This window comes from Akkermansiaceae bacterium, from assembly GCA_024233115.1.
Classification (GTDB): domain Bacteria; phylum Verrucomicrobiota; class Verrucomicrobiia; order Verrucomicrobiales; family Akkermansiaceae; genus Oceaniferula.
On sequence record JACKQB010000002.1, the window covers coordinates 441774 to 468084 of the forward strand.

The window sequence follows — 26311 nt, forward strand, 5'->3', positions numbered from 1 at the left end:
CCCCTACTCCCACTCGATACTTGCCGGTGGTTTGGTGGAAATATCGTAAAGCACCCGATTGATACCGTCGACTTCGTTGAGGATCCGGTTGCTGGTTTCGCGTAGCAAGGATGGAGGCAACTCCACCCAATCGGCGGTCATGGCATCTTCACTCACTACGGCACGGAGGCTGATCGCCCACTCGTAGCTGCGTTCGTCGCCTTTGACCCCGACGGTTTTCACGGGAATCAGTCCGGCATACGCTTGCCACACCTTGTCGTACCAGCCATGGTCTTTGAGTCGACCAATGAAGATGGCGTCGCACTCACGGATGATACGCAGTTTTTTGTCCGTGATATCACCGGGGCAACGCACCGCGAGTCCAGGCCCGGGGAATGGGTGACGTTGAAGGATGTCATGGGGAATCCCCAGTGAGGTTCCGAGCTCGCGGACTTCGTCTTTAAACAGCTCGGCAAGCGGCTCTAACACCTTACCCTCTTCCTGTAACTTCAGGATGCGCGGCACGCGGTTATGGTGTGTCTTGATCTTGGACGCCTTGGACTTGGCGTTCGAGGCCGATTCGATCACATCAGGATAGAGCGTTCCCTGGGCAAGCATTTCAGCATCGCCCACAGTATCCCAAAATACATCGATAAAGAGATTGCCGATGATCTTGCGTTTTTCCTCCGGGTCGGCAACACCAGCCAATTGGCTAAGAAAAAGCTTGGAACACTCGACGGTTTCAATCTCAACGCCCATGCGGTGAAAGTTATTGCGCACTTCGTCACCTTCATCCATCCGCATCAGACCGTGGTCAACGAAAATGGCTCGCATATTGACACCCGCCTCATGGAGCAGCACAGCGAGAACCGTGCTGTCGACGCCACCACTGACACCGCAGACGACTTGTTTGTCGCCAACCAGGTCCCGGATTCCCTCTATCAGCTCGCGCTTAAAATCCTCAATTCTGAACTCTTCAAGATCCTTCGCCTGAAGCAGGAAATTATGCAAGATGCGCAGCCCCTCGTGACTGTGGGTCACCTCCGGATGGAACTGGATACCATAGTAACGCTCCCCCCACTTAAGTGAAACCGGTGTTCCCTCTTTGTTCGCAGCGAGCACCCGGCAGTTGTCAGGCAGATTACTCACCGTATCGGAGTGACTCATCCATACCTGGGACTCGTGGGAAATCCCCTCATACAGCCCTTCGCTTGCCGTTGGCTTTAACTCAGCCGGCCCATACTCACGCCGGTCACTTGATTTGACAGCACCACCGAACTTGATGTTCAGCAGTTGCATGCCGTAGCAGACACCTAACACAGGCACGCCAAATGCATCCAGTGCCTCAAAGTCGATATCGGGAGCATCCTCGTCGGCGGTGCTTTTGGGACCACCGGAAAGAATGATGGCACCAGGCTGGCCAATGACCGACAAGTCCTCTGGCTCATACAGCTTGGCAAAAAATCCAAGTTCGCGAACACGCCGGACAATAAGCTGGGTATACTGCGAGCCAAAGTCGAGCACGGCTACGTGATTGGTTTCTGTCATAGAAAAAAAGAGTAAGTTGTAATTGAATGTTGGTAGAGAAATAAACTGGAAATAAACCGATGCATGACAGCCCGAACCCAGGCCCACACAATCAGGCTTTTAACAAATCATGCCGATGGCTGGTAGTTGACCGGCTCCTCGGTGATGGTGATGTCATGCACGTGGCTTTCCTTGAGGCCCCCCGAGGTGATCTGGGTAAACAGAGCTCGCTCACGCAGTTCATTCAGATTGGATGCACCCACATACCCCATACCGGATTTCAGGCCACCCATGAGTTGGAAAACGACATCGGACAGCGGTCCTTTGTAGGGAACCCGACCTTCCACGCCCTCGGCCACCAGTTTACCGGAACTGTTCTGGCCATAGCGGTCGCCCGATCCCTTCCGCATCGCTCCCAGGGAACCCATACCACGATAGGATTTAAACCTTCTACCCTGGTAGTGCACGGTAGCACCGGGACTCTCACGGGTACCCGCAAGGATGGAACCTAACATGACAAGGTCCGCACCAGCGGCAAGAGCTTTTACAATGTCACCAGAATAGCGGATTCCGCCATCGGCAATCACTGCAACACCTTTGTCTCGACAGTACGAGGCGACATTCTGGATCGCGGTAAACTGGGGCATTCCGACACCGGAAATCACCCGTGTGGTGCAGATGGAACCTGGGCCTACGCCTACTTTCACAGCTGAAGCACCAGCCTCCACAAGATCACGGGCACCTTCCGCAGTCACCACGTTTCCTGCAATAACCGGCACCTTGCCCAATTCGCGCAGCTTCGCAATAACCTCCATCACGCGTGTGGTGTGCCCAGTTGCGGCATCGATGAAAAGCGCATCCGCACCGGCATGGATCAAGGCCTGTCCACGTTCGATACAATCCGGCCCCACGCCAACAGCTGCACCACAGCGCAACCTCCCGCTGGGGTCTTTGGCGGCATTGGTAAAGGTGATACGTTTTTCAATATCCGCACCGGTGATCAGGCCGGTCAGCTTGCCATTGGAATCAACCAGGGGAAGTTTCTCAATGCGGTTTTTGTAGAGGATGCTACGCGCTTCACGCAGCTCGGTCGCCTCGTGGGACGTGACCAGGCGCTCAAGCGGTGTCATCACAGCGGAAATCGGAGCGGAATCGTCAGCCATGTGGCGCACATCACGGCCTGTGACCATTCCCTCCAGTTTGCCATCGGCATCCACCACTGGAAATCCTGAAAACCCCTGCTCATCCATGATGTATCGGAGCTCGCCCACGGTCTGGTTCTTGGAAACCGTGTAGGGCTCGTGAATCACTGCGCTCTCCGAGCGCTTCACCTTCAGAACCATGGCCGCCTGTTCTTCGATCAGGTTGTTCCGGTGGATCACCCCGATCCCCCCCTCCCGGGCGAGGGCAATCGCCAGCTCCGTTTCAGAAACCGTATCCATCGCTGCGGAAACCACAGGAATGTTCAAGCCAATTTCGCTGGTCAATGCCGTCCGCAAATCAGCATCGCCAGGTAAAACCCCGCTCATACGCGGGGTCAGGAGTACGTCATCAAAAGATAATCCAAGTGAGATCTGCGCCATGAGTGAGTCAATAGAGGCACCCGCCCAATGACAAGTGCAAATCCGCGTCTCGTGAATTTTTTTATTCCAATGCCGCAAACAATCACCGGCAGCCATGATGCAGCGCCCCCGGCACTATTCCCTGCCATACCGGTCACGGAACTGCTTCAGTAAATCCTCCACCTTTTCGTGATCATTCTGGGTCACCTGGTGAGGTGGTGTTTTTCCATCGTCCACGCGAAACGGGCTGTCCGCCGGCACCTGGGGCGCATGGCCGGTGGCAGGATGGGGTGGCGGCCCCTGCGGTGAAGCCTGCATGGGTTGCGCCGGAGGCCCCTGATAACCAGGCTGGACCGGCTGGTTGGCCTGGTTGGGGTCCTGATAGGGTGACTCCTGCACCGGCTGGGCCGGTTGAAACGGGGAAGGTGTTGGCGTGGCACTGGTGTCGATCGCAAAAGGCGATTCAATAACAGGCGGGGACTGGGGATGCCAGAACTGAGGTTCTTGCGAAGGCTCCACCGCTTGCTGGGGCTGGTGCTGGGCGAAGGGTTGTGGTAAATCGGGAGACACGTAAGGCCGTGGATCAGGCTGCCCAACAGCTTCCGGCTCAAACACAGGAGCCTCTTCGTGGAGAGGACGGTCTGCCTCGTCGGACAGAATCGAAAACACCGAACCAATGGCACTCGCCTCATCCGGTGTAATCGATGGCTCTGGCGGCTCCGGCGATTGCAGGTCCTCGGCAGATGGCTCTACCAGCATCGCAGGCTCGCCAGCCGCCAGCTCGTCGATCTCCCTCTCCGATGCACTTGGCTCACTTGGCTCGGGATGGAACAAAGCCGGGTCATACCCAGCCGTCGGCACAACAACAGCTGCCGGAGCGTGTAGCTCACGCCCTGGATCCGGCTGATGTTGGCTTGCGTCAGCTTGTTCGGCAGGCTCTTCAACACGCAAGGATATAGGATCCTGCACACCCTCATCCTCGGAAAAAGTCGCCGCCTTCTCGGCCATCAGACCTTCCCAGGCCGCAGACGCTTGCCGGATCAGACCACGGGCATAAACCACACCCGTATCGAAATCCATGGTATCCGCAATGGCATCAGCCTGATCACCGGCGCGATCACGCAGCAAGGCTACCGCCGTATCCCTGTCCATGGGTTTCAGGTCCACCACGATATCACTCAACCGGTCCTTCAACCCACAGGGAATCCGTGGCAAAAAGGCGGTTTCCCAGACGTCACCATTGACACTGATGATCAACGCGAGTTTGGAACACGACTGGTGCAGTGCATTCAAGAAAGTCGCTACCTGAAGTGCCGCTTCCGGGTTACTGGAAAAACCTTCCACCTCATCGAGGATGAGGACCGGAGACGTCACCAGACCCGTCATATTTAACAAAGTCACCAGCTTCTCGTGCATGTCAGTCTCCACTCGGTCCGCACCAAATACCGTTTCAAACAGGGAGCTGTTTCGGCTGGTCTGATCAATGGGCGCGGAACTGTAGCGGAACAGCAGCTCCACCCACCACGCCACCGGACGATACCCGGCATGGGTGCGCTCGGCCAGCTCAGCTGTTAGCCGCGGCCCCAGCAGAGAGAAATTCGTCATCGCCCAGCGCGCAGTAACGGCCTCCTCATTATGAAAATCAAACGTTTCCACAGGCCGCATCTGCAACGCCTGCAATGCGCTATCACGATCCTGGCTGGGTACCTCACCCGATTTCACAAGGGGCTCAAGCCCTGTTGCCAGAATACGACGCGCCAATAAATCCAGAACAGTCAGGCCACCACCAGCTGGAAGGACCCGGGAAAACCTCCGCAACACCGCATCAAGCACCGATTGCGCATCAAGATAGCGCCCCTTGCTCGGCTCCAGCGGAATGAACTCATGGGTATGCGCCACCCGCTGGTGCAGTCGCATCAACAGGTGGGTTTTGCCAAAGCCGGCACGCGGTGACCGCAGCAGTATCATCCTGCCCCGCTCACCAGCCCTGGTCGTCAGTGCCTGGGTGAGCAATTCAAGTGCCTCGGCATTCACATTCCGGGTTGTCACCCCCGGGACGTGCCCCAGCATTTCAAAAGCATGATCGAAGGGATTGGATGGAAAATTTCCTATTGATGGAGCCATGACAGAGTGAAGTTTGGTTAAACGGGTCGTTTTTTGGACGTTTCTACAGGCAAGATTCTTGCACGGCTGTATGTATCAGTCACTTGAAAAATCGATATTTTCCTACCTCGACAAAATAAATCCCTCACCTAGGTTCGCTAAGACCTCAGGAAGCGACCGGTTTATCACCATCTGATCACACCATTCCCTCCAACTTGCCTAACTTCCCTAACTTACCATTCTAAGAAAACAGCCCATCATTATGGATACAACCACCACACCTACCGCAGATACCGCCGACGCCAGCGCCGATCACACAGCAACCATCTCATCTGAAACCACCCTTCCCGCCGATGACGTGGCCGCTATCGACCAGTTGGGCCAGGTTTACCAGTCATTCAAGGACGAGATTGGTAAAGTCATTATCGGACAGGAGGACGTCGTCGAACGCCTGGCAATCTGCCTATTCTCCCGCGGTCACGCCCTGCTCATGGGGGTCCCCGGCCTTGCCAAGACCCTGCTGGTCTCATCCGTGGCCGAGACGATGGACCTGAGCTTTAACCGCATCCAGTTCACTCCCGACCTGATGCCCGCCGACATCACCGGCACCGACATCATCCAGGAAACGGACGCCGGCCACCGCGAGTTCGAATTCATCAAAGGCCCCGTGTTCGCCAACCTGGTGCTGGCTGACGAGATTAACCGCGCTCCCGCCAAAACCCAGTCCGCCATGTTGGAGGCGATGCAGGAAAACATGGTCACCGTCCTCGGCAAAACCTACAAACTCGACAAGCCGTTTTTCGTACTCGCCACCCAGAACCCGGTCGAGCAAGAAGGAACCTACCCTCTACCCGAAGCCCAGCTCGACCGCTTCATGTTCCTGATCGACGTCGACTACCCGAGCCACGACGAAGAGCTCCGCATCGCACGCGAAACCACAGGTATCGCCAAGCAGTCGCTCAACCACATCCTCAACGGTGAGCAGGTCCAACAGTACCAGGACCTCGTCCGCCGGGTTCCCGTGCCGGATCATATTTACGAGTATGCCGTGGAGATCGTCCGCAAGACCCGCCCCGGAACCGAAGCCGCCCCGGAATGGATCGGTGAATACGTTGGCTGGGGCGCCGGCCCTCGCGCTGTCCAGTACCTCGTCCTCGGAGCCAAGGCCCGCGCCGCCCTGCATGGCTCCTACATGGCTCGCCTCGAAGATATCGAAGCCGTTGCCCGACCCGTCCTCACCCACCGTGTGCTCACCAACTTTGCCGCCGAATCCCAAGGTATGACCGCGGCCAAAGTTGTCGACCGCCTGGTGAACGAGATGAGCCAAGGCTAAGTCATCGTAGTCCATAGGACCTATAATCAGCATGAAATATGACTTTCTCGATCCCGGCGCCCTCGCCCGGTTAGGTGCCATCCCGCTGGAGGCCAGGCACGCGATGACGGGTAATGTGGCCGGCCGGCACCGGTCGCCTCACCGTGGATCGTCAGTGGAATTTGCCGAATACCGGAAATACGTCCAAGGTGACGACACCCGGAGACTCGACTGGAAAGCCTACGCGCGCTCTGACCGGTATTACATCAAGGAGTTTGAGGCCGACACCAACCTGCGGGCCTACTTTGTGTTAGATGCAAGTGGCTCAATGGGCTTCAGTGCGGCTAATGATGCACGGATTCAGTTTGCCCGCAAGCTCGCCGCCACACTCGCCTACCTGATTGTCGACCAGGGCGATGCAGCGGGACTCTCTGTCTGCAAGGAAAAACTCCACATTGAGATCCCTCCGACCCGACGGGCGGCGCATCTGAACCATATTTTCGAGGTCCTCTCAAAAACCGAACCTACGGGGGAAACGGGTCTGATCGATGCCCTTCACGTCATCGCGGAGAAAATCAACCAGCGCGCGTTGGTGATCATCCTCTCCGATCTCTTCTGCGATACGCATGCGCTGGCAGACGCCCTCCAGCACCTGCGCTACCGCAAACACGATATCGCCGTTTTCCACATGCTCGACAAACAGGAGATCGATTTCGACTTCGAGCGCCCGCACCGATTCGTGGATATGGAGGACAAAACCTCGGTTGTCGCCGAGCCTGTGCTCATCGCGGAAGACTACCGGGCCGCCATGAAAGAATTCATGGAAACCGTGCAAACCAAATGCCACGATGTCCACGCAGATTACCATCTCATCACCACCGACCAGAACTACGAGGAGATCATCCATTCCTTCCTGACTACCCGGCTTCCTAAAAAGGGTAAAAAGTAACTCCCTCGATACCTGACACCCGACTTCCGTCCATGTCCTTTTCCTTCCTCCAACAATCGCTTCTCTGGGGACTGCTCGCCGCAAGTATCCCGATCATTATCCACCTGCTTAACCGCAGGCGGCACCGCACTGTCAAGTGGGCCGCCATGGAGTTCCTCCTCAAGGCCACCCGTGAGTCGCGAGGTAAGAAAAAGCTCAAATACCTGATCATCCTCGCGTGCCGGACATTGGCTGTCGCGGCAGTCGTCTTCGCCATCGCCCGACCCATCGTCGGTGGTTTCCTCGGCTGGGGAGGATCTAAAATCGACACCGTCATCCTGGTGTTGGATCGCTCCGCGTCCATGGAGCATGTGGCAAAAGGCGGTGCCGACAGCAAACGCCAAAGTGCTATCGCGAGTGTGCAAAAGTCCCTCGCCGCCCTCAACAATCCACGCCTGATCCTCATCGATAGTGCGACGGGAAAAGCCCAGGATGTCCCCTCTCCTGACACCCTGAATGAACTCAGTGCCGCCTCACCCACTGATACCAAGGCATCCATTCCCGCACTGCTTTCCACGGCCATTGATTTCGTGATGGAAAACTCCCCGGGCCGGACGGAGATCTGGGTGGCATCCGATCTGCAGGAATCCGACTGGGCACCGGAAGAAGGAAGCTGGGAGGCAATCCGCACCGGCTTGATCGACCTCCCCCAGAAAACCACTGTGAGGGTCCTCTCGTTGGCCTCCCCCGCCAAAGACAATACCACCGTCCGGGTTCTCTCATCCCGCCGTATCGGGGACGAGCTGATCCTCGAACTGGAACTGACCCGAAGTGACAGCGAAGGCCCCGCAACCGTGCCCGTGACTTACAGCGTCAATGGTGCCCGCAGCTCCGACACCATCACCCTCAACGGCCAGCTCTACCAGTTCCAGAAAAGACTGACACTGGGAAACAGGGAAGGTAAGGGCTTTGGCTTCGTTTCCATCCCGTCCGATGCCAACCCGCGTGACAACGTATCGTTTTTCGCCTACGGAGAGGACTCACCCACCAAGACATTCCTGGTCACCGAGGGGGGCGAATCATCCACCTGGCTGGCACTCGCCTCAGCACCTCCCGGATTCGGCCGCAGTGAGTGTGTCGAGCTGGCACCTAACAACGCCCATAAAATCGAATGGAGCAATGCCTCGCTGGTAATTTGGCAGGCACCACTTCCGGAAGGCCCTGTCGCCCAGGCACTCAATCGTTACCTCGAGTCTGGAGGTGCAGCCCTGATGCTGCCCCCACGCGGAGAATCCGACACCACCTTCCTCGGCCTCCACTGGGGCGAGCAGTCCGTTTCCCCCCGTGGCCAGTACTTTATCGTCGATGAATGGGACCAGGCGGATGGACCTCTGCGCAACGGACTCGAAGGCACCACCATCCCCGTGCCGAAATTGAAATCAATCAAGCGGCGGCAGATCCTCGGCGAGGCCACCACCCTCGCTTCCTGGGACGACGACAGTCCTTTCCTGGTGCGTCGTGTCGTCGGTGACGGCACCGCCATTTTTATTGCCTCACTGCCGGACTATACCTGGTCCAACCTCGGTGATGCTGACGTCCTCCTACCCGTTACCCAGCGGATGGTGGCCGTGGGCGACGCCCGCTTCGGCTCGGCCTTTGCGGCCATTGCCGGCAGCTCTGAGGCAAAACTCTCCGAGGGGGAACTCCGAACCCGACTCGATACCCACGCCAAGTCGGTATCCAGCAATGCCCCGTTTGAAGCCGGTGTCTGGAAATTGGGAGATCGCCTCCTTGCCACCAACCGGCCCAAGTCAGAAGACCAGTGGCTGCTGCTCAGCAACAACAAGCTGGAAAGCCTGTTGGAAGGAACCGAATTCAAACTGTTCGAGGACAAGGGAGAATCCGATTCCCTCGCCCGTGAAGCATGGCGCGCCTTCCTCATCGCGATGCTCGTTTTCCTCATCACCGAAGCCATACTCTGCTTGCAACCCAAGGGTGGAAGCACTAAATCCAAAACATCAAGAGCTTGAACTTTTCCATTTCAAACCTGACATTCTCCCCGACGCCGACCACGTTCTGGATCGGTGTGATTGCGCTGTTAGCGATCAGTTGCCTCTGCGTCATTGCCATCAAGAGGTCGACACGGCCCAAGAGGACGGGCTTGCTGGAAGCTCTGCGTTTCCTGTGTACGCTCATCGCCGTGATGATGCTCTGGCAGCCTGAGTGGCGTGTGGTGACTGAGCCCGACAGCAAGCCTGAGGTTGCCATCCTCTACGATGCATCCCGCTCGACGACTACCGCTGATGCGGTACTTCCCACCGCGCTGAGCGCCAATCAGGAAGTGGTCACCCGCAAGGAATGGATCGAGAAAATCCTCGCCAGCGACTTTTTCAAGCCACTCAAGGAGGACTCACGCAGCCGGGTCTTTGAACAACCGTTTTCCGCCCCTCCCGAGGATGCCGACCCTGCTACCCAGGCTCTCGCGGGCACTGATATTTATACCGCGATCGACAAACTGCTCGAAGAGCACAACAACCTCCGCGCCGTGGTCCTGCTTTCTGACGGCGACTGGAATGTCGGCCAGCAGCCGGTGGCCGCCGCGCAGAAAATGCGCCGCCGCCAGATCCCGCTTTTCGGTATCCCGACCGGCAGCGACCGTCGGCTCCCGGATCTGGATATATCCAACGTCACTGCGCCGACCTACGGTATCGTTGGTGAAAACGTCCAGATTCCATTTACCATCCTCTCCTCCTTGGATCGCGATGTGCGCACCCTCGTCCGGCTGCGCGACATCAAGTCCGGCAAGGAGCGCACCAAGAGCATCACCATACCAGCTGGTGATGAGTACCACGAATCCATCCTCTGGCGCCTTACCGCCGAAGGCTCATCCACCCTTGAGCTCTCCATCCCCACGGCAAACGGGGAGATGGTGGCTAAAAACAACAAACGCCAATTCACCATCGCAGGTCGCAAGGAGTCTCTCAATGTGCTGGTGATAGAAACCTCCCCTCGCTGGGAATACCGCTTTATCCGCAATGCCCTTTACCGCGACCCGGGTGTCAAGGTCGACTGCCTCCTGCTCCACCCGCAGTTAGGTATGGGGGACGGTCCGGGATACATTCAGAAATTCCCTGACAAACTTGAAGACCTGCAGAAATACGATGTGGTCTTTGTGGGGGACGTCGGTATCAGCGAGAATGGCGACACCGGACTCACCATGGAGCAGGCAAAGCTCCTCAAGGGGTTGGTGGAAAACCAGGCCAGCGGCATCGTTTTCATACCCGGCCCGAAGGGAAATATTTTCTCGCTCAATGACAGCGAGCTGGGCGACCTCATCCCGGTCATCCTCGATGACAAGAACAAAGAGGGCCACAGTGATTCCTCCCCGTCGAAACTCAACTTAACCTCGGATGGCAAAGGCTCCCTGTTGACTATGCTGGGTGATTCAGAAGAGGACAATCCGGTCGTCTGGAAAAGCCTGCCCGGTTTCTACTGGCACGCACCCGTCATCAAGGCCAAGGGCGGCACCGATGTGCTGGCAGTCCACGCCAACCGCTCCAACCAATTTGGCCGTATCCCGATGCTGGTGACGCGCACGGCAGGCAACGGCAAGGTGCTCTTTCTCGGCCACGACTCGGCCTGGCGCTGGCGCCGTGGTGTGGAAGACCTCTACCACTACCGTTTCTGGGGACAAGTGGCACGCTGGATGTCCTACCAGCGTAACATGGCCGCAGGCGAACGTATCCGGCTCTACTTTACCCCTGACCGACCCAAACCGGGTGATACCGTGACACTCAATGCCAACGCATTTGATGAATACGGTGCTCCTTTAAAAGAGGGCGAGGTCATTATCGATATCACCGCCCCCGATGGCCATGCAAGCCGTATCAGCCTCGACAAAGCCGAAGGGGCATGGGGCAGCTATTCGGGACGTTTCAGGATCGCCCAGCCCGGTGCCTGGAAAATCCAGGCCGCTATCGGTGAAGACACTAAGCATGGCGTGAAAACAACCTTGTTAGCCCAGGGCAGCGAAGTGGAAAAAACCGGTATGCCTGCCCGCGCCGATGTGCTTGAGGAAATGACCCGGGTCGCCAAAGGCCGGTTGATGGCCGGCGATAAACTTTCCTCCCTGATCAAGGAAATCCAGGCTCTCCCGGACCCTAAACCGATGGAGACTCGGACGCCTCTCTGGTCGCACTGGCTAACAGCCGCCGCCCTCGTCCTCCTGCTCGCCATTTTCTGGACAGGAAGGAAGCTCAACGGCACGTTTTAATCCTCTGTTCTGCACTCGCAGCATAGAGATGCCCTGGTCGATGACGTCATACTTTTTCCTTTCTATGATGTGAAAGAGGATAGCTTTTTCTCCGTAGATTTAATTACCCACTTTGATAGAATCAACCCAATCACAGATGATGAATCGCCGATCTTTCATTAAGAAAAACACCACCCTGCTTGCAGGTGCCGCCGTAGCCAGCGTCCTCCCTCTCACAGCCAGTGCCAACACGAGCGCCAGAAAGGGATTTGTTAGAATCGGCGTTGTCGGAACAGGAAACCGTGCACGTGGACTGATGAACCATCTTTTGTCGATTCGCGGCGTGGAAATACCCGCAGTTTGCGACATCAACCCAGCGGCTCTTGCTGCAGCGCAACACATCGTCGTCAAGCACGGCCAACCCAAACCCGAGGGATACGCCGGCCCCATCGACTACAAAAAACTCATGGACCGCGATGATCTGGACGCCGTAGTCATCGGCAGCCCGTGGGATCTTCATACCCCGATGTCGGTCTACGCCATGAAGGCTGGGAAAATCGTCGGCTGCGAGGTGCCCATTGCTTACACTCTCGAAGAATGTTGGGAGCTGATCAAAACCCACGAACAGACCGGCGTGCAGTGCATGATGTTAGAAAACTGGAGTTTCCGCCCCGATAACCTGGCGGTGTTGAACATGATACGCAAAGGCAGCTTCGGCACCATGACCCACGCCCATTGCGCATACTCGCACAACTGTATCAACCATTGGTATTTTGATCCCAAGACGGGTAACGACCGCTGGGGTGCCAGGTTTTTGATTGAACACAATCGCGCCCAGTATCCCACCCACCAGCAAGGCCCGGTCATCAGCTGGATGGATATCAACTGTGGTGATTATTACGACACCCTTACATCAACCGCGACAGGCTGTTTCAGTATCAACGAGTACTTTAAACGCCACTTTCCCAATCACCCTAACGGCGACCGGAAATACGCCCAGGGCGACATCGTCACCACGGTGGTCAGGACAAAGAATGGGAAAAGCATCGTCATCAACTACGACATGCAATCCCCCCGCCCCTACGACAATCGATGGGAAGTGCAGGGAACCCGTGGCATCTACAATGAGCAACGCAATGCCGTCTCCATGGAGAAAAACAGACGGCAGCAAGACTGGGAGCCGTTCCCGCCTCATCAGAAAGCAAATCAGCATCCGTGGGCAGCAGCCGCATCCGGAGGTCATGGTGGTGCCGATGGCCTGATGCTCACCCAGTTTGTGAAAGCGATCCGTGAGAAGAAACGCCTGCCACTCAGCCTTTACGATGGAGTGCTGATGTCATCGATCGGACCACTTTCCGAAGCATCCATTGCCGACGGCAGCAAGGTCATCCAGGTCCCCGATTTTACCAGTGGAAAATGGAAAACCAACAAACCCTATTTCGGATTATAAAGACAGGATAATCACTTCCCCTCCTTGATCCAGATGTTGCGGAACTCGATGGGATCATTGTGCCACTGGAGGCGGATGGGTGCCTTGGCTGGGTGCGTGGGTGGATACTTGGCAACCTTTTTGTGCAGGGTCGGCCCGTGGATCTGTTGCTGGTCGTGCACTTTCACACCATTGTGGACGACGGTGACGTAGGCGGGTTTCTCAAGGCCTTTTTCACCATACACGGGAGCTTTGAAAATGATGTCGTAACTCTGCCACTCACCTTGAGGGGTGGATGCGTTTACTTTCGGTGGTGTCTGACCGTATATGGCTGCGGCCTGCCCGTCGGCATAAGTCACATTGGTATGACTTTCCTGCACCTGGATTTCATAGCGGTCCATCAGGAAAATACCGCTGTTGCCGCCCTTCTGGCCGTCGATTTTCCGGCCTGCGGGGATGCGCCACTCGACGTGTAAAAAACAATCGCCAAATGCCTGCTTCGTCCGGATATCGCCTGATGCCTTGGGTTTCGGATGCGGACTGGCAATCATCACACCATCCTTGACGGTCCACGCCCTGGTGAAGGCTGCGGTGTCCTTGCCGTCAAACAAAACAATCGCACCCGCTGGCGCTTTGGTGCACACCGCCCCCTTCGATGTCACCTTTTCAGGATGGGGCCGGCTCATCTGGTGGACGGTGTAGTCGCTCCAGGGTTGTTTCGGTGTGTGATATTCCTCTTGCGGAGGCTCGGCACAGGCGGCACCGGTGCAAATGATGATACCTGCGGAAACAAGCCCCAATGACAGAAAAGTGCGGGATGGTTGACTCATAGGATACATACTCCACCAGCGGGAGCAGTTTGTCAGGAAAAAAGACCACGGCCTTGCAACCGCCCTCTCAGCCCTACCCTCTGCGGAAACCCGCCCTGAGTTCGGCGATGCTGGTGGCCTTGAGCATCAGCACCAGGACGGCATAACCGGATGCACCAAGCCCCACAAGCAAGCCGAGGGCAATGCATTGTTTGCCGAAGCCCCCCTCAAACCACGACCCCAGCACTTGGTACCCGGTCCAGACGAGGACTCCCATGGCCACACTCGCGATACACATACGCAGTGACTTGCTCCAGAATTCCTTGCCCGGATGAACCAGGCCTTTGAGGCCGCGTGCCAGTAGCGCGACGTTGACCCACGCTGCAATCGTGGTGCCGATCGCAATTCCGACGTGACCCAGCTGTTGGAAAAGGACCAGACTGACAACGATGTTCACCAGCACGGTAATGCCCGCCATCATCATCGGGGCGCGGGTATTCTCACGGGCAAAATATCCAGGTTGCAGGACTTTGACTAACACATAGCCAGGCAGTCCCAATGCAAACCCGCGCAGCGCCATCCCTGTTTGATACGCGTCATCGGCAGTAAATTCACCCCGTCGGAAAAGAACCGAGATGATAGCCTCCGGCATCACTAACATCGCGACGGCGGCAGGAAGCGTGATCAGCAGACCCAGTTCCATGCCTCGCATCATGCTGTCGGATGCCCCCTTGGCATCATCACGCCTGAGAAGCCGGGTCACCTCCGGTAAAAGCACCACGCCGAGGGCGATCCCGATCATCCCCAGCGGCAGCTGATAGACCCGGTCCGAGTAGTATAACCAGGATATCGCCCCCTGCTTGAACGAGGCAATGATACCGCCGACGAGAAGGTTGATTTGCTGGATACCGGCGGCAAGCACTCCCGGCCCCATCAGCAGGAACAGCTTTTTGATCGAGCCGTCGATCACCGGCTTCTGGAGACGGACATGGTAGCCGTTTCTCCGGCAAGCTCCGTAGAGCATCATAAACTGGAGCAATCCCGCGACGGCCACACACCAGGCAAGCACATGGGCGGGAACCTCGGAATGCATCATTTTGATAAAAACACCGAGTCCAACAAGAAAGACCACGTTGAGTAAAATGGGAGCCGCAGCCGGTACACCAAAGATCTTGAATGTGTTTAACACCCCGCTCAGTTGCGCCACAAGTGCCATGAACAGGAGGTAACAGAATGTGATCTGGGACAGCCTGACCGTCAGGCCAAAGGTGTCGGGGTGGTTCCGGTAGATTTTCAGCGTGGCCTCCCGGATCTCGTTGTGGGGTATGCGTACAAGATCACCTTCGAACCATCCATAGTTGTGCCCTATCGGCAGCCTGATGCGGGCCGTTCCGTCACCGGTAATGACCCAGCCACCATCGCTCCCGCCCAAATGCTCAACCGCTGCGTTGGGTTCCCTCTGCTCCTTTTCCGACTTCTTCGTTTCCTGCTCTCTGTAGGCTTCAGCAACCTGGGTCACAGAAGCACTGGCGCCACGCTCGCCCGCGCCGATGAACCTGGGAAATACGAGAGGTTTTTCCTCAATGAATGACAGGTTTTCCAAGCGGTAATGGTTTTTCAAATCACCGGCCTGCCCTTCAGGAACGGTTAGATAGACGTCGCGCATCCCGTCAATCCTGACTGAAAAGCTTTCATCAGCGGGTTTTCCATCCGACTGAACAGGCAGTTCCACCTTCGCCTTGAACCCCGGCACCACGGCGCTCATGATCCAGTGCATACACGGGATCGCAACAATGGTCAGCGCCACAAGGATCACCAGCAGGGTCGAAAACGCATTCGAGGCAAACTTCATCGCCTCCTTTTCACCATCCTTTTCCAGTCGACGACCAAACATCGGCACAAAGGCGGCATTAAACGCCCCCTCGCCAAAGATACGGCGGAACAGGTTGGGAAACCGGAATGCCGAGAAAAAGGCATCACCCAACAGGCCGGACCCCAGATATCTCGCAATCAGGATGTCCCGCAAAAAACCCAATACACGACTGATCGCCGTGAAGCCGGATACTTGCATGAGGGAACGGAGCATAGGTTTGGAGTTTTCAGTTATTGGTTATCTGTTATTAGAGAAGTAGAGAAGCTGCCGCTGGATCGGCCGGAATAAAAAATCCCCCGGATATTCAGCATTTTCAGCGGTTTGAAATCGTTTCATCAGTCAGGCAATTTCCGTGTCTTCAGTGTGTTTCCGTGGTTTACCTCACACTGGCTCGGCGGAGTTTGTCCATGATGGCGACGCCGAGGCCGGTTTCAGAGACGGGTTCGGCGATGATTTCATCCACACCACTTTCGTCGAGTGTGCGGAGGACAAAAAAGAAGCGCACGGCGGCCTCGGCGAGCTTGCCATTCCCGGGGGAGAGCTGCTCGACCGTTGTCCAGTCGTGACCATTGATAAAACCCGCCTTCTCAGACCCGCAGTAGCTGAGCAGGCCGTATTTTTTTCCTGCCTCGGGTTGAAAATCCTCGATCCTGCGGAGCAATCGGAGCGGGGTGACGGGCGCGTAGTGACTGGCGAGCTGCCCCGGAGCCTCGGGTGCTTCGTTGGACCGATTGCTCTTGGCTCGCTCCACCTTGCCAAAACGTTGCAACATCTCCTTGGTGACAGGACCGGCTCGCAGCATGTGCAGGACAGGACGTTTCCCTCCCGCCTCGGGGCGGATGATGGTGCTTTCCAATCCTTCGCGGCAAGCACCCCCGTCGACGATCACAGGAATACGCCCCGACAACTCTTTGGCCACGGCACTGGCTGAGGTCGGGCTGATCCTGCCGAAACGGTTGGCGCTCGGCGCGGCGACCGGTTTTCCCAGTTTACGAATCACCGCCTTCATGATCGGGTGGGCGCTCATACGCACCGCGACCGTTGGCAGGCCACTGGTCACGATGTCGGGGACACATTGCTTTTTCGGCAAGACAAGCGTCAGCGGCCCCGGCCAGTGCGCCTTCATCAGTTTCGCGACAAGCTCTTTGAGCTCCACGGGTACATCGGCTATCTCATCCACCTGTTCAAAGGTCCCCACATGCACAATCAGGGGGTCAAACGCTGGCCGTTCCTTCGCCGCAAACACCTTGGCCACGGCATCCGCATTCAAGGCATCGGCACCTAGTCCGTAAACGGTTTCAGTTGGCAAGGCCACCACCTCACCCGACTCTAACAAATCGGCAATTTCCTGGACGATCCTATTTTGCTCCGTCGGATCGGAGGCATCAATGATACGTGTTTCGCTCACGCCCAGTGAGGTAGCTTATTTAATCCGATAATAGAAGCTTAATACGCTGACTTCCGGACATACTTGAAACAAACAGCCGCTGTGTCCCCCAGGCGGTGACACCGCTGGTGTAGCACGGTGCTAGGGAGAGCAAGAATCACAACCTCATCCTCATCGGCCAGCCCGCCCTCAACACCACACTCCAGCTCCGAATCAACCATGACATCAAGAGCCGCATCACCTACTCCGCCAACCTTGAGCAACTCACCGCCGCACACCTCACCGAATACATCCACAGCCAGCTTGACCGCGCAGGACTCCCGCACACCACCTTCACAGAAGCCGCCACCAACCTCATCACACGCTGTGCGGAAGGCACACTCAGGGCGGTCAAAAACCTCTGCATCGGCTCCCTGATCGAGGCCGTGCGCGACCAGACCAAAACCGTCGACATCAAGCACGTCAACGCCGTCCTGCTCCAGCCCCACTGGCGTCACAACCAGCAGGCAGAACCCACCGAGCCCGTACTCATACCGGCAGCAAACCTGCCACCCAAACCATGACCCATTTCGGTAAAACAGAAGCAGGCTCTGCCGGGGGGCAACCTGCCGAGGGATAACCGGACCCGGTGCGACAGATAACGTCGCAACCAAAAACAACAAGGGCGTGTCTGCACACCAGGCACGCCCTTCTGCGTCGGGAAAAACGATTATCTAGAGCATCGGGCATGCCTCATAAAACCCCACCAAAAACCTCCGCACACCATACAACGCAATTCCTCCCGCATCGTAATACACCCAGCCAAGTACGATCCCCATGGTGACAAAAACCGACGAAAGCATGGAAATCTAGCAGAAATCACCCGATGTCAATTTGGCAAAACTATACGACTATAATTTGGCAATGTACAATGGAGCGTGCCGCAGCGGTTTTCTCCCTTGCTCCTGGCTGGGGTTTTTGCTGCGCCAGCGTGGGAGGGTTGCATTTCCTAGCAACACCATCTAACATTATCGCTATACGCCTTATCTCTGCCTGACCCCTTTCTTAATAACTCAAATCCACAATCCACGGCCTGACCCCTCTCTGACCCCTCTCTGACCCCTCTCTTACCTAACAGCACTAGTGTCCAAAATAAGGGTTTGAAAGAGTCTCCTTGAAGGGTTGTAATTGGGTTGATGAAAACTAACTACATAACCCTAGCAAGGAGACTGACATGAGAATAGCCACATCGAGTTTGTTCAGCCAGCTTCTTTCCTGCCTTGATCGAAATTTTTTTGCACGGGCGGTCCGGGAAACAAACAGCGAGTGCAGGAGCAAGGGTTTCTCTAGCTGGGATCACATGGTGTCCATGCTGTTCTGCCAGATGGCCCAGGCAAAGAGTCTGCGCGAAATAGACTCAGGCCTGCGTAGCTGCGAGGGCAAGCTCCAGCACCTTGGCATGGCCAAAGCCCCGAGCCGCTCCACGCTTTCATATGCCAACGCCAAACGTCCGGCGGAACTTTTTGAGAAGGTGTTCTACAAGGTGCTCGGGACAGCCGGTTCGCATGCCCCAGGCAAAAAATTCAGATTCAAAAGCAAGCTCTACTCACTGGACAGCTCGGTGATCGAACTCTGTGCGAGCACGTTTGACTGGGCGAAGTTCAGAGCCAACAAGGGCGCGGCCAAACTCCACCTTCTTCTCGATCACGACGGCCTGCTGCCGTGTTACGCACACATCAGCGACGGCAAGACCGCTGATGTCACCGTGGCCCGGCAACTCAAGCTCCCCAAGGGTTCCCTGCTTGTCATGGACCGTGGATACACCGACTACCATCTCTATGAACGCTGGTCAGCGGAGGGGGTGGGCTTTGTCACCCGCCTCAAGAAAAACGCAGACTGGTGGACACTTGAGAAGCGGCCTGTGAATAAGCTCGGCAAAGTTCTCAGCGACAGCGTGGGCTGTTTCAACTTGTTCCAGGCCGGACGCAAAATCAAGGGACGCTATCGGCGCATTGTCATCTGGCTGGAGGACAAACAGAAGAAAATGACCCTGCTCACAAACCGTCTCGACCTGTCAGCCGAAACCATCGCCGAGATATACCGCCAAAGGTGGCAGATCGAGCTGTTTTTCAAAGCGATCAAACAAAACCTGCGGATAAAGACCTTTGTGGGAACATCTGCAAACGCTGTGAAAATCCAGATTTGGACAGCACTCATCACCATGCTCCTGCTCAAGCTGCTGCAGTTCCGCAGCAGGATAGGCTGGTCGCTTTCAAACCTGGTGGCCCTGCTGCGCTGGAACCTCTTTACCCACAGGCATCTCTGGTCATGGATCGATGATCCGTTTGAATTGTCGTCACATCCGCCTCCCGGGCAGTATATCCAGTGCGAATTGGACAGCATCACAGGACGATGAAACCAAACCACCCGGCAACTCCCCGAAAAAATAGATTCTCAACGCGCTAAACACCTGAAATCAACAACTCAAAACCCTAACATTATCTGTTTTGGACAGTAGTGTCACGCCTCCGGAGAGGGGTCAGGCCGTGGATTGTGGATTTTACAATTGTTAGATTGGAATGTTAACCTCCCAAATATCAACCTTCCCAACTCTAGAGTAAGCGGTCGGTGAAGAGCCCATAGGATGGGCTGGATGTTGAAGATGAAAGTGTGGTATGTGTAACACTTTCAATTTTTGCCGACGGTCGCTGTCAGTGTTAACGGCCGAATTCTCATCGTACTAGATTTTCAAATTGTCATCGGGTGACTTGTGTCAAGTTATAGCCATGTTTCCACATTGTCATCGTAATTTATGGAGGCACGAACTGTGGAACATCTGGCCTGAGCGGTCGTAATTTTGTGACGGTGTGACACGGTTGGGGAGAGTTTTGTAATGGCGCGGTGTTTGGTAGGATTTTTTGAGGCATGCCGAGCCGCTCCGGATGTTGTGTCCGGTTTTTTGTTAGGACACAGCTGGAGGGTGGTGTTCAGGGCGGGCTGGCCGATGAGGATGAGGTTGTGATTCTTGCTCTCCCTTGCACCGTGCTACACCAGCGGTGTCACCACCTGGAGAACACAGCGACTGTTGTTTTTCCCGGCAGAGATTGTTTTTGGCGTGCGATCAGTTGGACGGCTGGCCACGACCTGCCCCCTGGCCCTGGCCGCGTCCCCTTCCCTGCCCCTTACCTGCGGCAGGTCCCTGGCCGTTTCCTGCGCCCGGGCCACATCCCTTGGGCATGGCAAACTCGGTTTTGGCAATGTAGCTGGCAATAGCCTGCAAATCGGCGTCAGGCAGCGGCAGCGGCGGCATCAGGCCAAAATTATTGATCGCACCGGGCATCCTCGAGTGCTTGGCATCGGGCTTTTTCGCCCATGCGACAATGGCAGCCACCATCTCGTCCTTCTTCAAGGTCTGGTAGCGCTGTTTAACCATCATCATCGGCGGCGCCAGACGTTTCTGTCCGGCCTGGGTGTCTCCATGGCATGCCATGCAGAGTGCTTTGGTCATTGTTTCCCCTTTGTCGGGTTCGGCCATGGACAGTCCTGTCAGGGTGCCGATGACACAGCATACCCCCATCAGGGGCGATGCGATACGGGTCGTTTTCATTGATTGAGTAAGTTTGATTTTGAACTCTGCACGGATGTTGACCATGCTCTGTTAAGTGAACGTTGTATCATGCTGCTTTTTTGTTAAGCTTGTGTAAAATTATCACCATTCCCTCCATTTATTGCTAAACTCGCGCACCCATGCAGGAAAACACATCCATCCCCGTTCTTGTTGTCGACGACGACCAGAAGTATTGCAGGCTACTCAAGGAGTATCTAACACCTTTCGGCTATGAGGTGGATGTCCGGCACAGCGGCCCGGCGGGGCTGGAAACCGCGATCGCCGGCAACTACCACGCCGTCATCCTCGATGTGATGCTCCCGGGTATGGACGGTTTTGAAATCCTGCGCCAGCTTCGCAAACATTCCCAGGTGCCCGTCCTCATGCTCACCGCGCGGGGAGAGGAAACGGACCGTATCGTCGGATTGGAAATAGGTGCCGACGACTACCTCCCCAAGACCTTCTCAACCCGCGAGCTGTTAGCCCGGCTGCGGGCCGTCACCCGCCGCACCCACAGCCCTGCTGCAAGTGATGGCACCGACATCACCCGGGACATTGTCGTCGGGGATCTCCGGCTCAACGAGTCGACCCATGTGGCGTTACAGAACGAATCCCCTCTCGATCTGACTGCGCTCGAATTCTCCATCCTCACCAGCCTGATGAGGGCCCGGGGCAGGGTAAAAAGCAGGGAACAGATCCTCGATGATATCTCTGATCGAAACTACGATGTCTTTGACCGCTCGATCGATGTGCACATTTCCTCACTGCGTAAAAAACTGAGTGATCCCGCCCAGTCGCCGCGCTATATCCGGACCATTCGAGCCGTCGGTTACCAATTGATCGACCCTGATGCATAAGCAAGGTCGCCCCCCTATGAGACTCCCTCTTCCATTGTATGCCCGGATCTCCGGCTGGTTCCTGCTCAACCTGCTGTTAGTGGGGGTGATTGTGTTCTTTTTTTCCCGACAATACTTCAGTTTGGAGAGCCTTGTTGCGGGGCCGGCGGGTGACAGGATCACCACCCTGGCGACACTCGCGGGTGAGAATCTGCGTAGCCACAGCGAGGATGAGTGGCCGGAATTACTTCAATCATTGGAAACACTGCACAAGCTGGAGTTCTATGCCCTGTATAACAATGGCAAACCCATTGCTGACCAGATCATCAAGCTGCCGGAAGAGCTTCTGGTCAGGCTTCACGAACTCAACGTGCCGCCTGGAAATGGAGAACCGGATGCCCCTAGGGGAGGCCGGGGTCCGGGGCTGGGTCCGGGGCCTGGAAGGGGCCCGGGAAGAGGTGACGGCCTAGGGCTTGGGCCGGGTCGAGGACCCGACAATGAAGGAGCACCTGACGACTTCGGCGATTTACTGGAATCTTCCACGCCAACCACCCAACCGGTCCGTTCCCACCTGCTCTTTGCCTTGCGGGACGAGCATGGCGATTACTGGTTTGCCAACCATGTTGGCCTGGGACCGCCCAGCGGCAATCTGCACCACCCCCACGCGATGGTGTTATTGATAAAGTCACCGTCCCTCGACGCCAATGGTCTCATTCTCGATACCCGCCCATGGTGGAAGATGGGGATCGCGATCATCGCCATTTCCATTTTACTCTGGATCCCGTTTGCCTGGAATCTCACACGCTACATCCAACGCCTCACCCGGCGTACCATCTCCATTGCCCGGGGTAATTTCGAAGCCAACGAAATCAACCATCGCGGTGATGAACTGGGACGGCTGGGCATGGCGATCGACCGGCTCCGGCAGCGACTCAGCGGTTACGTCGACGGACAAAAACGCTTCACCAGCGACATCGCCCACGAGCTATGCACCCCGCTGGCCCGCATGCAATTATCACTGGGTGTGTTAGAACAACAACCGAAAGCCAGCCCGGAAACCATCGCCGACCTCCGTGATGAAGTGAAACAAATGAGCAGCATGGTCGATGAGCTGCTCGATTTCTCCCGCGCACAGATCAGCCCGGACAAGGTGTCCCTGGAAACGGTCGACCTGGCAGAGCTCATCCAGGAGGTTGTGGAGCGCGAGGGTGCCAGTATGGTGACGGTCGATATCAGCGGCAAGACACGCGCCAAGGCCAGCCCCCACCTGTTGCGCAGGGCCGTGGGAAATGTCGTCCGCAATGCCATGCGCCACGCGCCGGGCAAAGCCATTCTCATCCATACCGCACATTCCGGCGATAACGTGGAGCTTTTCATCGATGACGGTGGCCCCGGCATCCCCGAACATCACCTGTCGCGTATATTCGAGCCATTTTACCGGGTTGACAGTGCCCGCACGCGTGAGCAAGGCGGCACCGGCCTTGGCCTCGCCATCGTCAGCACCTGCATGGAGGGATGTGGTGGCACTGCGAGTTGCGAAAACCTCTCCAAACAACATGGCGGTGGCCTCCGGGTGATCCTCACCCTTCCCGCAGCCTGATCGCGGCCACGTCGCAGGATGACATTTTTTCCTCTTTTTCCCTATCGCATCTGCACGCCATCCCCTCTAGTATGCCGACTATGGACGAGGCCCATACCACCGAGGAACGCCCCATGCGCAACATTGTGCTGGTTGGCTTCATGGGCTCTGGCAAATCCACCATCGGACGCGAATTGAACAAAAACCTCGGCTATGACCTCATCGACACCGATCATGTCATCGAGCGGCAAACGGGGAAAAGCATCCCTGAAATATTCGCCGAGCAAGGAGAGGACGCCTTCCGCTCGCTGGAAACCAGTTTGCTGGAACATCTGATTATCCAGGAAACCAACCACCACATCATTTCCACGGGCGGCGGGATGGTGTGCAGACCCGGCAACCTGCCACTGCTCAGACGCTTAGGCTTTGTCGTCTGGCTCTCGTGCTCGCCCGAGGACATTTTCGAAAGAACATCACGCCACTCCAACCGTCCGCTGCTCCAATGCGACGATCCGATGCAAGCCATCGTCGACCTCCTCGAACAACGCTCGCCATGTTACGCCCAGGCGTCGCATCTGAAAATCTGCACCAGCGGACTCAATTTCCATGAAATCTCCTGCGGTATCCTCGAAAGCGCACGCTACTATTTCGGATCGGCTTAACCTCGGGGCATATCAGCCCCCACAGAAACCGCCGGAGAGCTGCCGAGGATAACTATTGCCAAATCACCCCATCTATGACCAGTATTGCCACCCCCCGTTTTTCCAAGACATGTCACTGACAAAATCAAGCTCGAATCCTAAAATACCATTCAAACTGGTCAAAAAGGAACTCAAGGAGGTGGAAGCCCAGATCCGCGACCAGGTGCGTGCGTTTGACCCAACCGTGGAGCCATACGTCGACTACATCTGTAACACCAGCGGCAAACGTATCCGTCCCATCCTGGCCATTCTTGCAGGCGGAGCCACGGGCGAGGTCCATGCCAACCACATCAAGATCGGTGTCATCCTCGAGCTTATCCACATGTCCACGCTGGTGCATGACGATATCATCGACGGGGCGGACACCCGTCGCCAGGTGCCGACCGCCAACGCCAAGTGGGGCAATGGCATGGCGGTCCTGCTCGGCGACGCCCTGTTCTCGCACTCCCTGCTGCTCGCCACCGAGTTCGGCAGCATCGACATCTGCCGCAAGGTCGGCAAGGCATCCCGCGAGGTCTGCGAAGGTGAGGTCATGCAAACACAAAGACGTTTCGACCTTACCCTTACCAAAAAAGACTACTTCCACATCATCGAGATGAAAACGGGCGCCCTCTTCGCCGCAGCCACCGGTATTGCCGCATCACTTTCCGGCGCCCCCCAGGAAGTCGAGGACATGCTCTACGATTACGGCCTCAAGCTCGGCACCGCCTACCAGATTTACGACGACTGCCTGGACCTTGTGGGCAGCGAAGCCCAGGTTGGCAAAACGCTCCGCACCGATCTCGAAAAAGGGAAACTCACCCTGCCTCTGCTGAACTTGTTGGAAAAAGCCGATGATGCCCAGCGTGAGAAACTCAATAAACGCATCATTGAACAGCAGCCGCTCGACCTTCCCGTCCTCATTGGTATTGCCCAGTACGAAGGCTCGGTTGAATCATCGCTCGATACGGCGGCGCAGATGCTCGAGGAAGCCCGGGATAACCTCAGCCTGCTCAAGCCCAGCGATTGGCGCAACGGCCTTGAGCAAATCACCTACTTTCTGGACGACATGCTCAACAAGTGCCGTCGGTGATCACTACCAAGTTTCATCTCCCCCCCGCGCTGCGTAAGCCACGGCGACGGGGAAATACCACCGAAGCCGTCCGCAGTCCGCCCATCCCCGGCTGTTTTTTTACCTCGTGCCCCGCCATTCTGAAAAATGGGCGGCACCATCGACCGCTTTCTAAAAAAGTATCTTACCGTAAACTTAAAAATCATCACACCTGACTAAATATAGTATGATTTTGGCTTTGATGGTGCCATATATTGATCTACACTCTCGCGCATCCAGCCCCATCAGGCTTCCCCTCCTATGCGTTGTATACAGTGCGGATCACTTAAGGACAAAGTCATCGACTCCCGTATGTCGAAGGATGGCACCACCACGCGCCGTCGCCGCGTCTGCCTCGCCTGCGACTACCGCTACACCACCTACGAGCAGATAGAACGCACCGAGCTTCAGGTTGTCAAACGTGACGGCACCCGCGAATCACTGAACCGGGAAAAGATTTTTCGCGGCCTTGTCAAAGCGTGTGAAAAGCGGCCCGTACCAATGGACCGGCTGGACCGCGCCGTTGAGGAAATTCTAGCAGAACTGCACAAGGACCACCTCTCCGAGGTTCCCTCTAGCAGTATCGGCCCACGGGTCATGGCCAAGCTCCACGAGATCGATCCCGTTGCCTACGTCCGTTACGTATCCGTTTACCGCCAGTTCGAAGATGTCGGCGAGTTCATCCGTGAAATCCAGGCACTGGAACGTCGGACCGCCCGCGATCCCTACCAGCGTAAACTGTTCAAAGAATAACCCGTCCCCGTATCGACTCCTCCCTCTTTCACTCGCTGCATGATCTGCATTGTCGGAAATCGCCCTGTTCTTCAAATTGGCCGTCACCAAGTCACCGGTTATGGCACCCAGTGGCTGCGCGATGCCATCATGCGGGGAGCACAGGCCGCCGAGCGTGAAGACTTCCCGTTTATCGATGACCTGCTGGAAGGCATCCTCCACTACCTGGAAAACAAATGCCCGCTCCGGGTCCTCACCATCGAGGAACTCCACTCCCGTGTCCGTAGGATGCTCGAACGCATCGGCTGCGAGGCCATCGCCAGAACCCTCCCCCTGCTCGCGCCGCCGGTGACACTCTCGCTGATCCGGGCGGCAAAGGAAGCTGGCAACGGCTTCGAACTGGCCTTTTTCAACAAGATCCACAGCGAGATCGAGGACCTCCGCATGCACGGGGTCGAGGTCCTGCGCTTCACCGGAACCCGCGATTGTGTGAAGCTGCTCCGAGGCGTTGATCGCTGGACCACCCCCTGCGAACAACTCCACGAGGAAATCTTGACCTTCCTCAAGACCCACGGTAACTCCACCCTGCCTAACCAACGGGAAATCAGACTCGACCTCATCTAACA

At 56.5% G+C, this 26311-nt stretch carries 19 protein-coding genes and 1 pseudogene; 12 read left to right on the forward strand and 8 right to left on the reverse strand.

Annotated elements, in window-relative coordinates; genetic code table 11:
- Nucleotides 1-3 precede the first annotated feature (3 nt).
- The 3 genes from guaA to H7A51_06050 all read right to left on the reverse strand — a co-directional run bounded on the left by guaA (nt 4) and on the right by H7A51_06050 (nt 5192).
- Nucleotides 4-1527 carry a glutamine-hydrolyzing GMP synthase gene (guaA, locus tag H7A51_06040; protein MCP5535781.1) on the reverse strand — a complete coding sequence of 508 codons (1524 nt, stop codon included), beginning with the start codon at nt 1525-1527 and terminating at the stop codon, nt 4-6.
- A 107-nt stretch (nt 1528-1634) separates the two neighbouring features.
- Nucleotides 1635-3089 carry an IMP dehydrogenase gene (guaB, locus tag H7A51_06045; protein ID MCP5535782.1) on the reverse strand — a complete coding sequence of 485 codons (1455 nt, stop codon included), beginning with the start codon at nt 3087-3089 and terminating at the stop codon, nt 1635-1637.
- A 114-nt stretch (nt 3090-3203) separates the two neighbouring features.
- Nucleotides 3204-5192 carry a hypothetical protein gene (locus tag H7A51_06050; protein ID MCP5535783.1) on the reverse strand — a complete coding sequence of 663 codons (1989 nt, stop codon included), beginning with the start codon at nt 5190-5192 and terminating at the stop codon, nt 3204-3206.
- 241 nt (nt 5193-5433) lie between these two features.
- Here H7A51_06050 and H7A51_06055 point away from each other — a divergent pair, with 241 nt between their 5' ends.
- The 5 genes from H7A51_06055 to H7A51_06075 all read left to right on the forward strand — a co-directional run bounded on the left by H7A51_06055 (nt 5434) and on the right by H7A51_06075 (nt 13113).
- Nucleotides 5434-6504: an AAA family ATPase gene (locus H7A51_06055; GenBank protein MCP5535784.1), complete on the forward strand. Its 1071-nt coding sequence runs from the start codon at nt 5434-5436 to the stop codon at nt 6502-6504.
- 31 nt (nt 6505-6535) lie between these two features.
- Complete coding sequence (locus tag H7A51_06060) at nt 6536-7432, forward strand: DUF58 domain-containing protein (GenBank protein ID MCP5535785.1); 897 nt, start codon at nt 6536-6538, stop codon at nt 7430-7432.
- A 32-nt stretch (nt 7433-7464) separates the two neighbouring features.
- The gene (locus tag H7A51_06065) at nt 7465-9441 is read left to right on the forward strand and encodes a BatA domain-containing protein (protein MCP5535786.1); all 1977 of its coding nucleotides are present in this window, start codon (nt 7465-7467) and stop codon (nt 9439-9441) included.
- On the forward strand, nt 9438-11684 hold the full coding sequence (locus tag H7A51_06070) for a hypothetical protein (protein ID MCP5535787.1): 2247 nt from the start codon (nt 9438-9440) through the stop codon (nt 11682-11684). The genes H7A51_06065 and H7A51_06070 overlap by 4 nt, the downstream gene beginning before the upstream one ends.
- Before the next feature lie 139 nt (nt 11685-11823).
- The gene (locus H7A51_06075; GenBank protein MCP5535788.1) at nt 11824-13113 is read left to right on the forward strand and encodes a Gfo/Idh/MocA family oxidoreductase; all 1290 of its coding nucleotides are present in this window, start codon (nt 11824-11826) and stop codon (nt 13111-13113) included.
- A gap of 11 nt (nt 13114-13124) precedes the next feature.
- Here the strand turns inward: H7A51_06075 and H7A51_06080 are convergent, their stop codons facing one another.
- From H7A51_06080 to H7A51_06095, 4 genes are all read right to left on the reverse strand, one after another.
- Complete coding sequence (locus H7A51_06080; GenBank protein MCP5535789.1) at nt 13125-13922, reverse strand: DUF1080 domain-containing protein; 798 nt, start codon at nt 13920-13922, stop codon at nt 13125-13127.
- Nucleotides 13923-13995: 73 nt separating this feature from the next.
- Entirely contained in the window at nt 13996-15987 is a 1992-nt protein-coding gene (gene murJ, locus H7A51_06085) for a murein biosynthesis integral membrane protein MurJ (protein ID MCP5535790.1), read from the reverse strand.
- A 163-nt stretch (nt 15988-16150) separates the two neighbouring features.
- Nucleotides 16151-17188, reverse strand: coding sequence for a threonylcarbamoyl-AMP synthase (locus tag H7A51_06090; GenBank protein ID MCP5535791.1), 1038 nt, complete (start codon nt 17186-17188; stop codon nt 16151-16153).
- A 32-nt stretch (nt 17189-17220) separates the two neighbouring features.
- Nucleotides 17221-17649: a hypothetical protein gene (locus H7A51_06095; GenBank protein MCP5535792.1), complete on the reverse strand. Its 429-nt coding sequence runs from the start codon at nt 17647-17649 to the stop codon at nt 17221-17223.
- Nucleotides 17650-18374: 725 nt separating this feature from the next.
- Here H7A51_06095 and H7A51_06100 point away from each other — a divergent pair.
- A pseudogene (locus H7A51_06100) lies at nt 18375-19606 on the forward strand (IS4 family transposase).
- Between the two features lie 655 nt (nt 19607-20261).
- Here the strand turns inward: H7A51_06100 and H7A51_06105 are convergent.
- The gene (locus H7A51_06105) at nt 20262-20747 is read right to left on the reverse strand and encodes a cytochrome c (GenBank protein MCP5535793.1); all 486 of its coding nucleotides are present in this window, start codon (nt 20745-20747) and stop codon (nt 20262-20264) included.
- Between the two features lie 140 nt (nt 20748-20887).
- On the opposite strand from H7A51_06105, the gene H7A51_06110 reads away from it, so the two are divergent.
- From H7A51_06110 to H7A51_06135, 6 genes are all read left to right on the forward strand, one after another.
- A complete protein-coding gene (locus tag H7A51_06110) occupies nt 20888-21604 on the forward strand; it encodes a response regulator transcription factor (protein MCP5535794.1) in 717 nt (238 codons plus the stop codon).
- Between the two features lie 16 nt (nt 21605-21620).
- Nucleotides 21621-23183, forward strand: a complete 1563-nt coding sequence (locus H7A51_06115) for a HAMP domain-containing histidine kinase (GenBank protein ID MCP5535795.1) — start codon at nt 21621-21623, stop codon at nt 23181-23183.
- Nucleotides 23184-23263: 80 nt separating this feature from the next.
- Nucleotides 23264-23824 (forward strand): shikimate kinase, encoded by a 561-nt coding sequence (locus H7A51_06120; protein MCP5535796.1) that lies wholly within the window; start codon nt 23264-23266, stop codon nt 23822-23824.
- 109 nt (nt 23825-23933) lie between these two features.
- A complete protein-coding gene (locus H7A51_06125; GenBank protein MCP5535797.1) occupies nt 23934-24935 on the forward strand; it encodes a polyprenyl synthetase family protein in 1002 nt (333 codons plus the stop codon).
- 279 nt (nt 24936-25214) lie between these two features.
- The gene (gene nrdR / locus H7A51_06130) at nt 25215-25706 is read left to right on the forward strand and encodes a transcriptional repressor NrdR (GenBank protein ID MCP5535798.1); all 492 of its coding nucleotides are present in this window, start codon (nt 25215-25217) and stop codon (nt 25704-25706) included.
- Nucleotides 25707-25745: 39 nt separating this feature from the next.
- Nucleotides 25746-26309 carry a hypothetical protein gene (locus H7A51_06135; protein MCP5535799.1) on the forward strand — a complete coding sequence of 188 codons (564 nt, stop codon included), beginning with the start codon at nt 25746-25748 and terminating at the stop codon, nt 26307-26309.
- Nucleotides 26310-26311 lie beyond the last annotated feature (2 nt).

Excerpts from the sequence above, each read along its gene's own strand:
- guaA (MCP5535781.1), bottom strand. The coding sequence starts at position 1,527 with ATGACAGAAACCAATCACGTAGCCGTGCTCGACTTTGGCTCGCAGTAT.
- guaB (MCP5535782.1), bottom strand. The coding sequence starts at position 3,089 with ATGGCGCAGATCTCACTTGGATTATCTTTTGATGACGTACTCCTGACC.
- H7A51_06050 (MCP5535783.1), bottom strand. The coding sequence starts at position 5,192 with ATGGCTCCATCAATAGGAAATTTTCCATCCAATCCCTTCGATCATGCT.
- H7A51_06055 (MCP5535784.1), top strand. The coding sequence starts at position 5,434 with ATGGATACAACCACCACACCTACCGCAGATACCGCCGACGCCAGCGCC.
- H7A51_06060 (MCP5535785.1), top strand. The coding sequence starts at position 6,536 with ATGAAATATGACTTTCTCGATCCCGGCGCCCTCGCCCGGTTAGGTGCC.
- H7A51_06065 (MCP5535786.1), top strand. The coding sequence starts at position 7,465 with ATGTCCTTTTCCTTCCTCCAACAATCGCTTCTCTGGGGACTGCTCGCC.
- H7A51_06075 (MCP5535788.1), top strand. The coding sequence starts at position 11,824 with ATGAATCGCCGATCTTTCATTAAGAAAAACACCACCCTGCTTGCAGGT.
- H7A51_06080 (MCP5535789.1), bottom strand. The coding sequence starts at position 13,922 with ATGAGTCAACCATCCCGCACTTTTCTGTCATTGGGGCTTGTTTCCGCA.
- murJ (MCP5535790.1), bottom strand. The coding sequence starts at position 15,987 with ATGCTCCGTTCCCTCATGCAAGTATCCGGCTTCACGGCGATCAGTCGT.
- H7A51_06105 (MCP5535793.1), bottom strand. The coding sequence starts at position 20,747 with ATGAAAACGACCCGTATCGCATCGCCCCTGATGGGGGTATGCTGTGTC.
- H7A51_06110 (MCP5535794.1), top strand. The coding sequence starts at position 20,888 with ATGCAGGAAAACACATCCATCCCCGTTCTTGTTGTCGACGACGACCAG.
- H7A51_06115 (MCP5535795.1), top strand. The coding sequence starts at position 21,621 with ATGAGACTCCCTCTTCCATTGTATGCCCGGATCTCCGGCTGGTTCCTG.
- H7A51_06120 (MCP5535796.1), top strand. The coding sequence starts at position 23,264 with ATGGACGAGGCCCATACCACCGAGGAACGCCCCATGCGCAACATTGTG.
- H7A51_06125 (MCP5535797.1), top strand. The coding sequence starts at position 23,934 with ATGTCACTGACAAAATCAAGCTCGAATCCTAAAATACCATTCAAACTG.
- nrdR (MCP5535798.1), top strand. The coding sequence starts at position 25,215 with ATGCGTTGTATACAGTGCGGATCACTTAAGGACAAAGTCATCGACTCC.
- H7A51_06135 (MCP5535799.1), top strand. The coding sequence starts at position 25,746 with ATGATCTGCATTGTCGGAAATCGCCCTGTTCTTCAAATTGGCCGTCAC.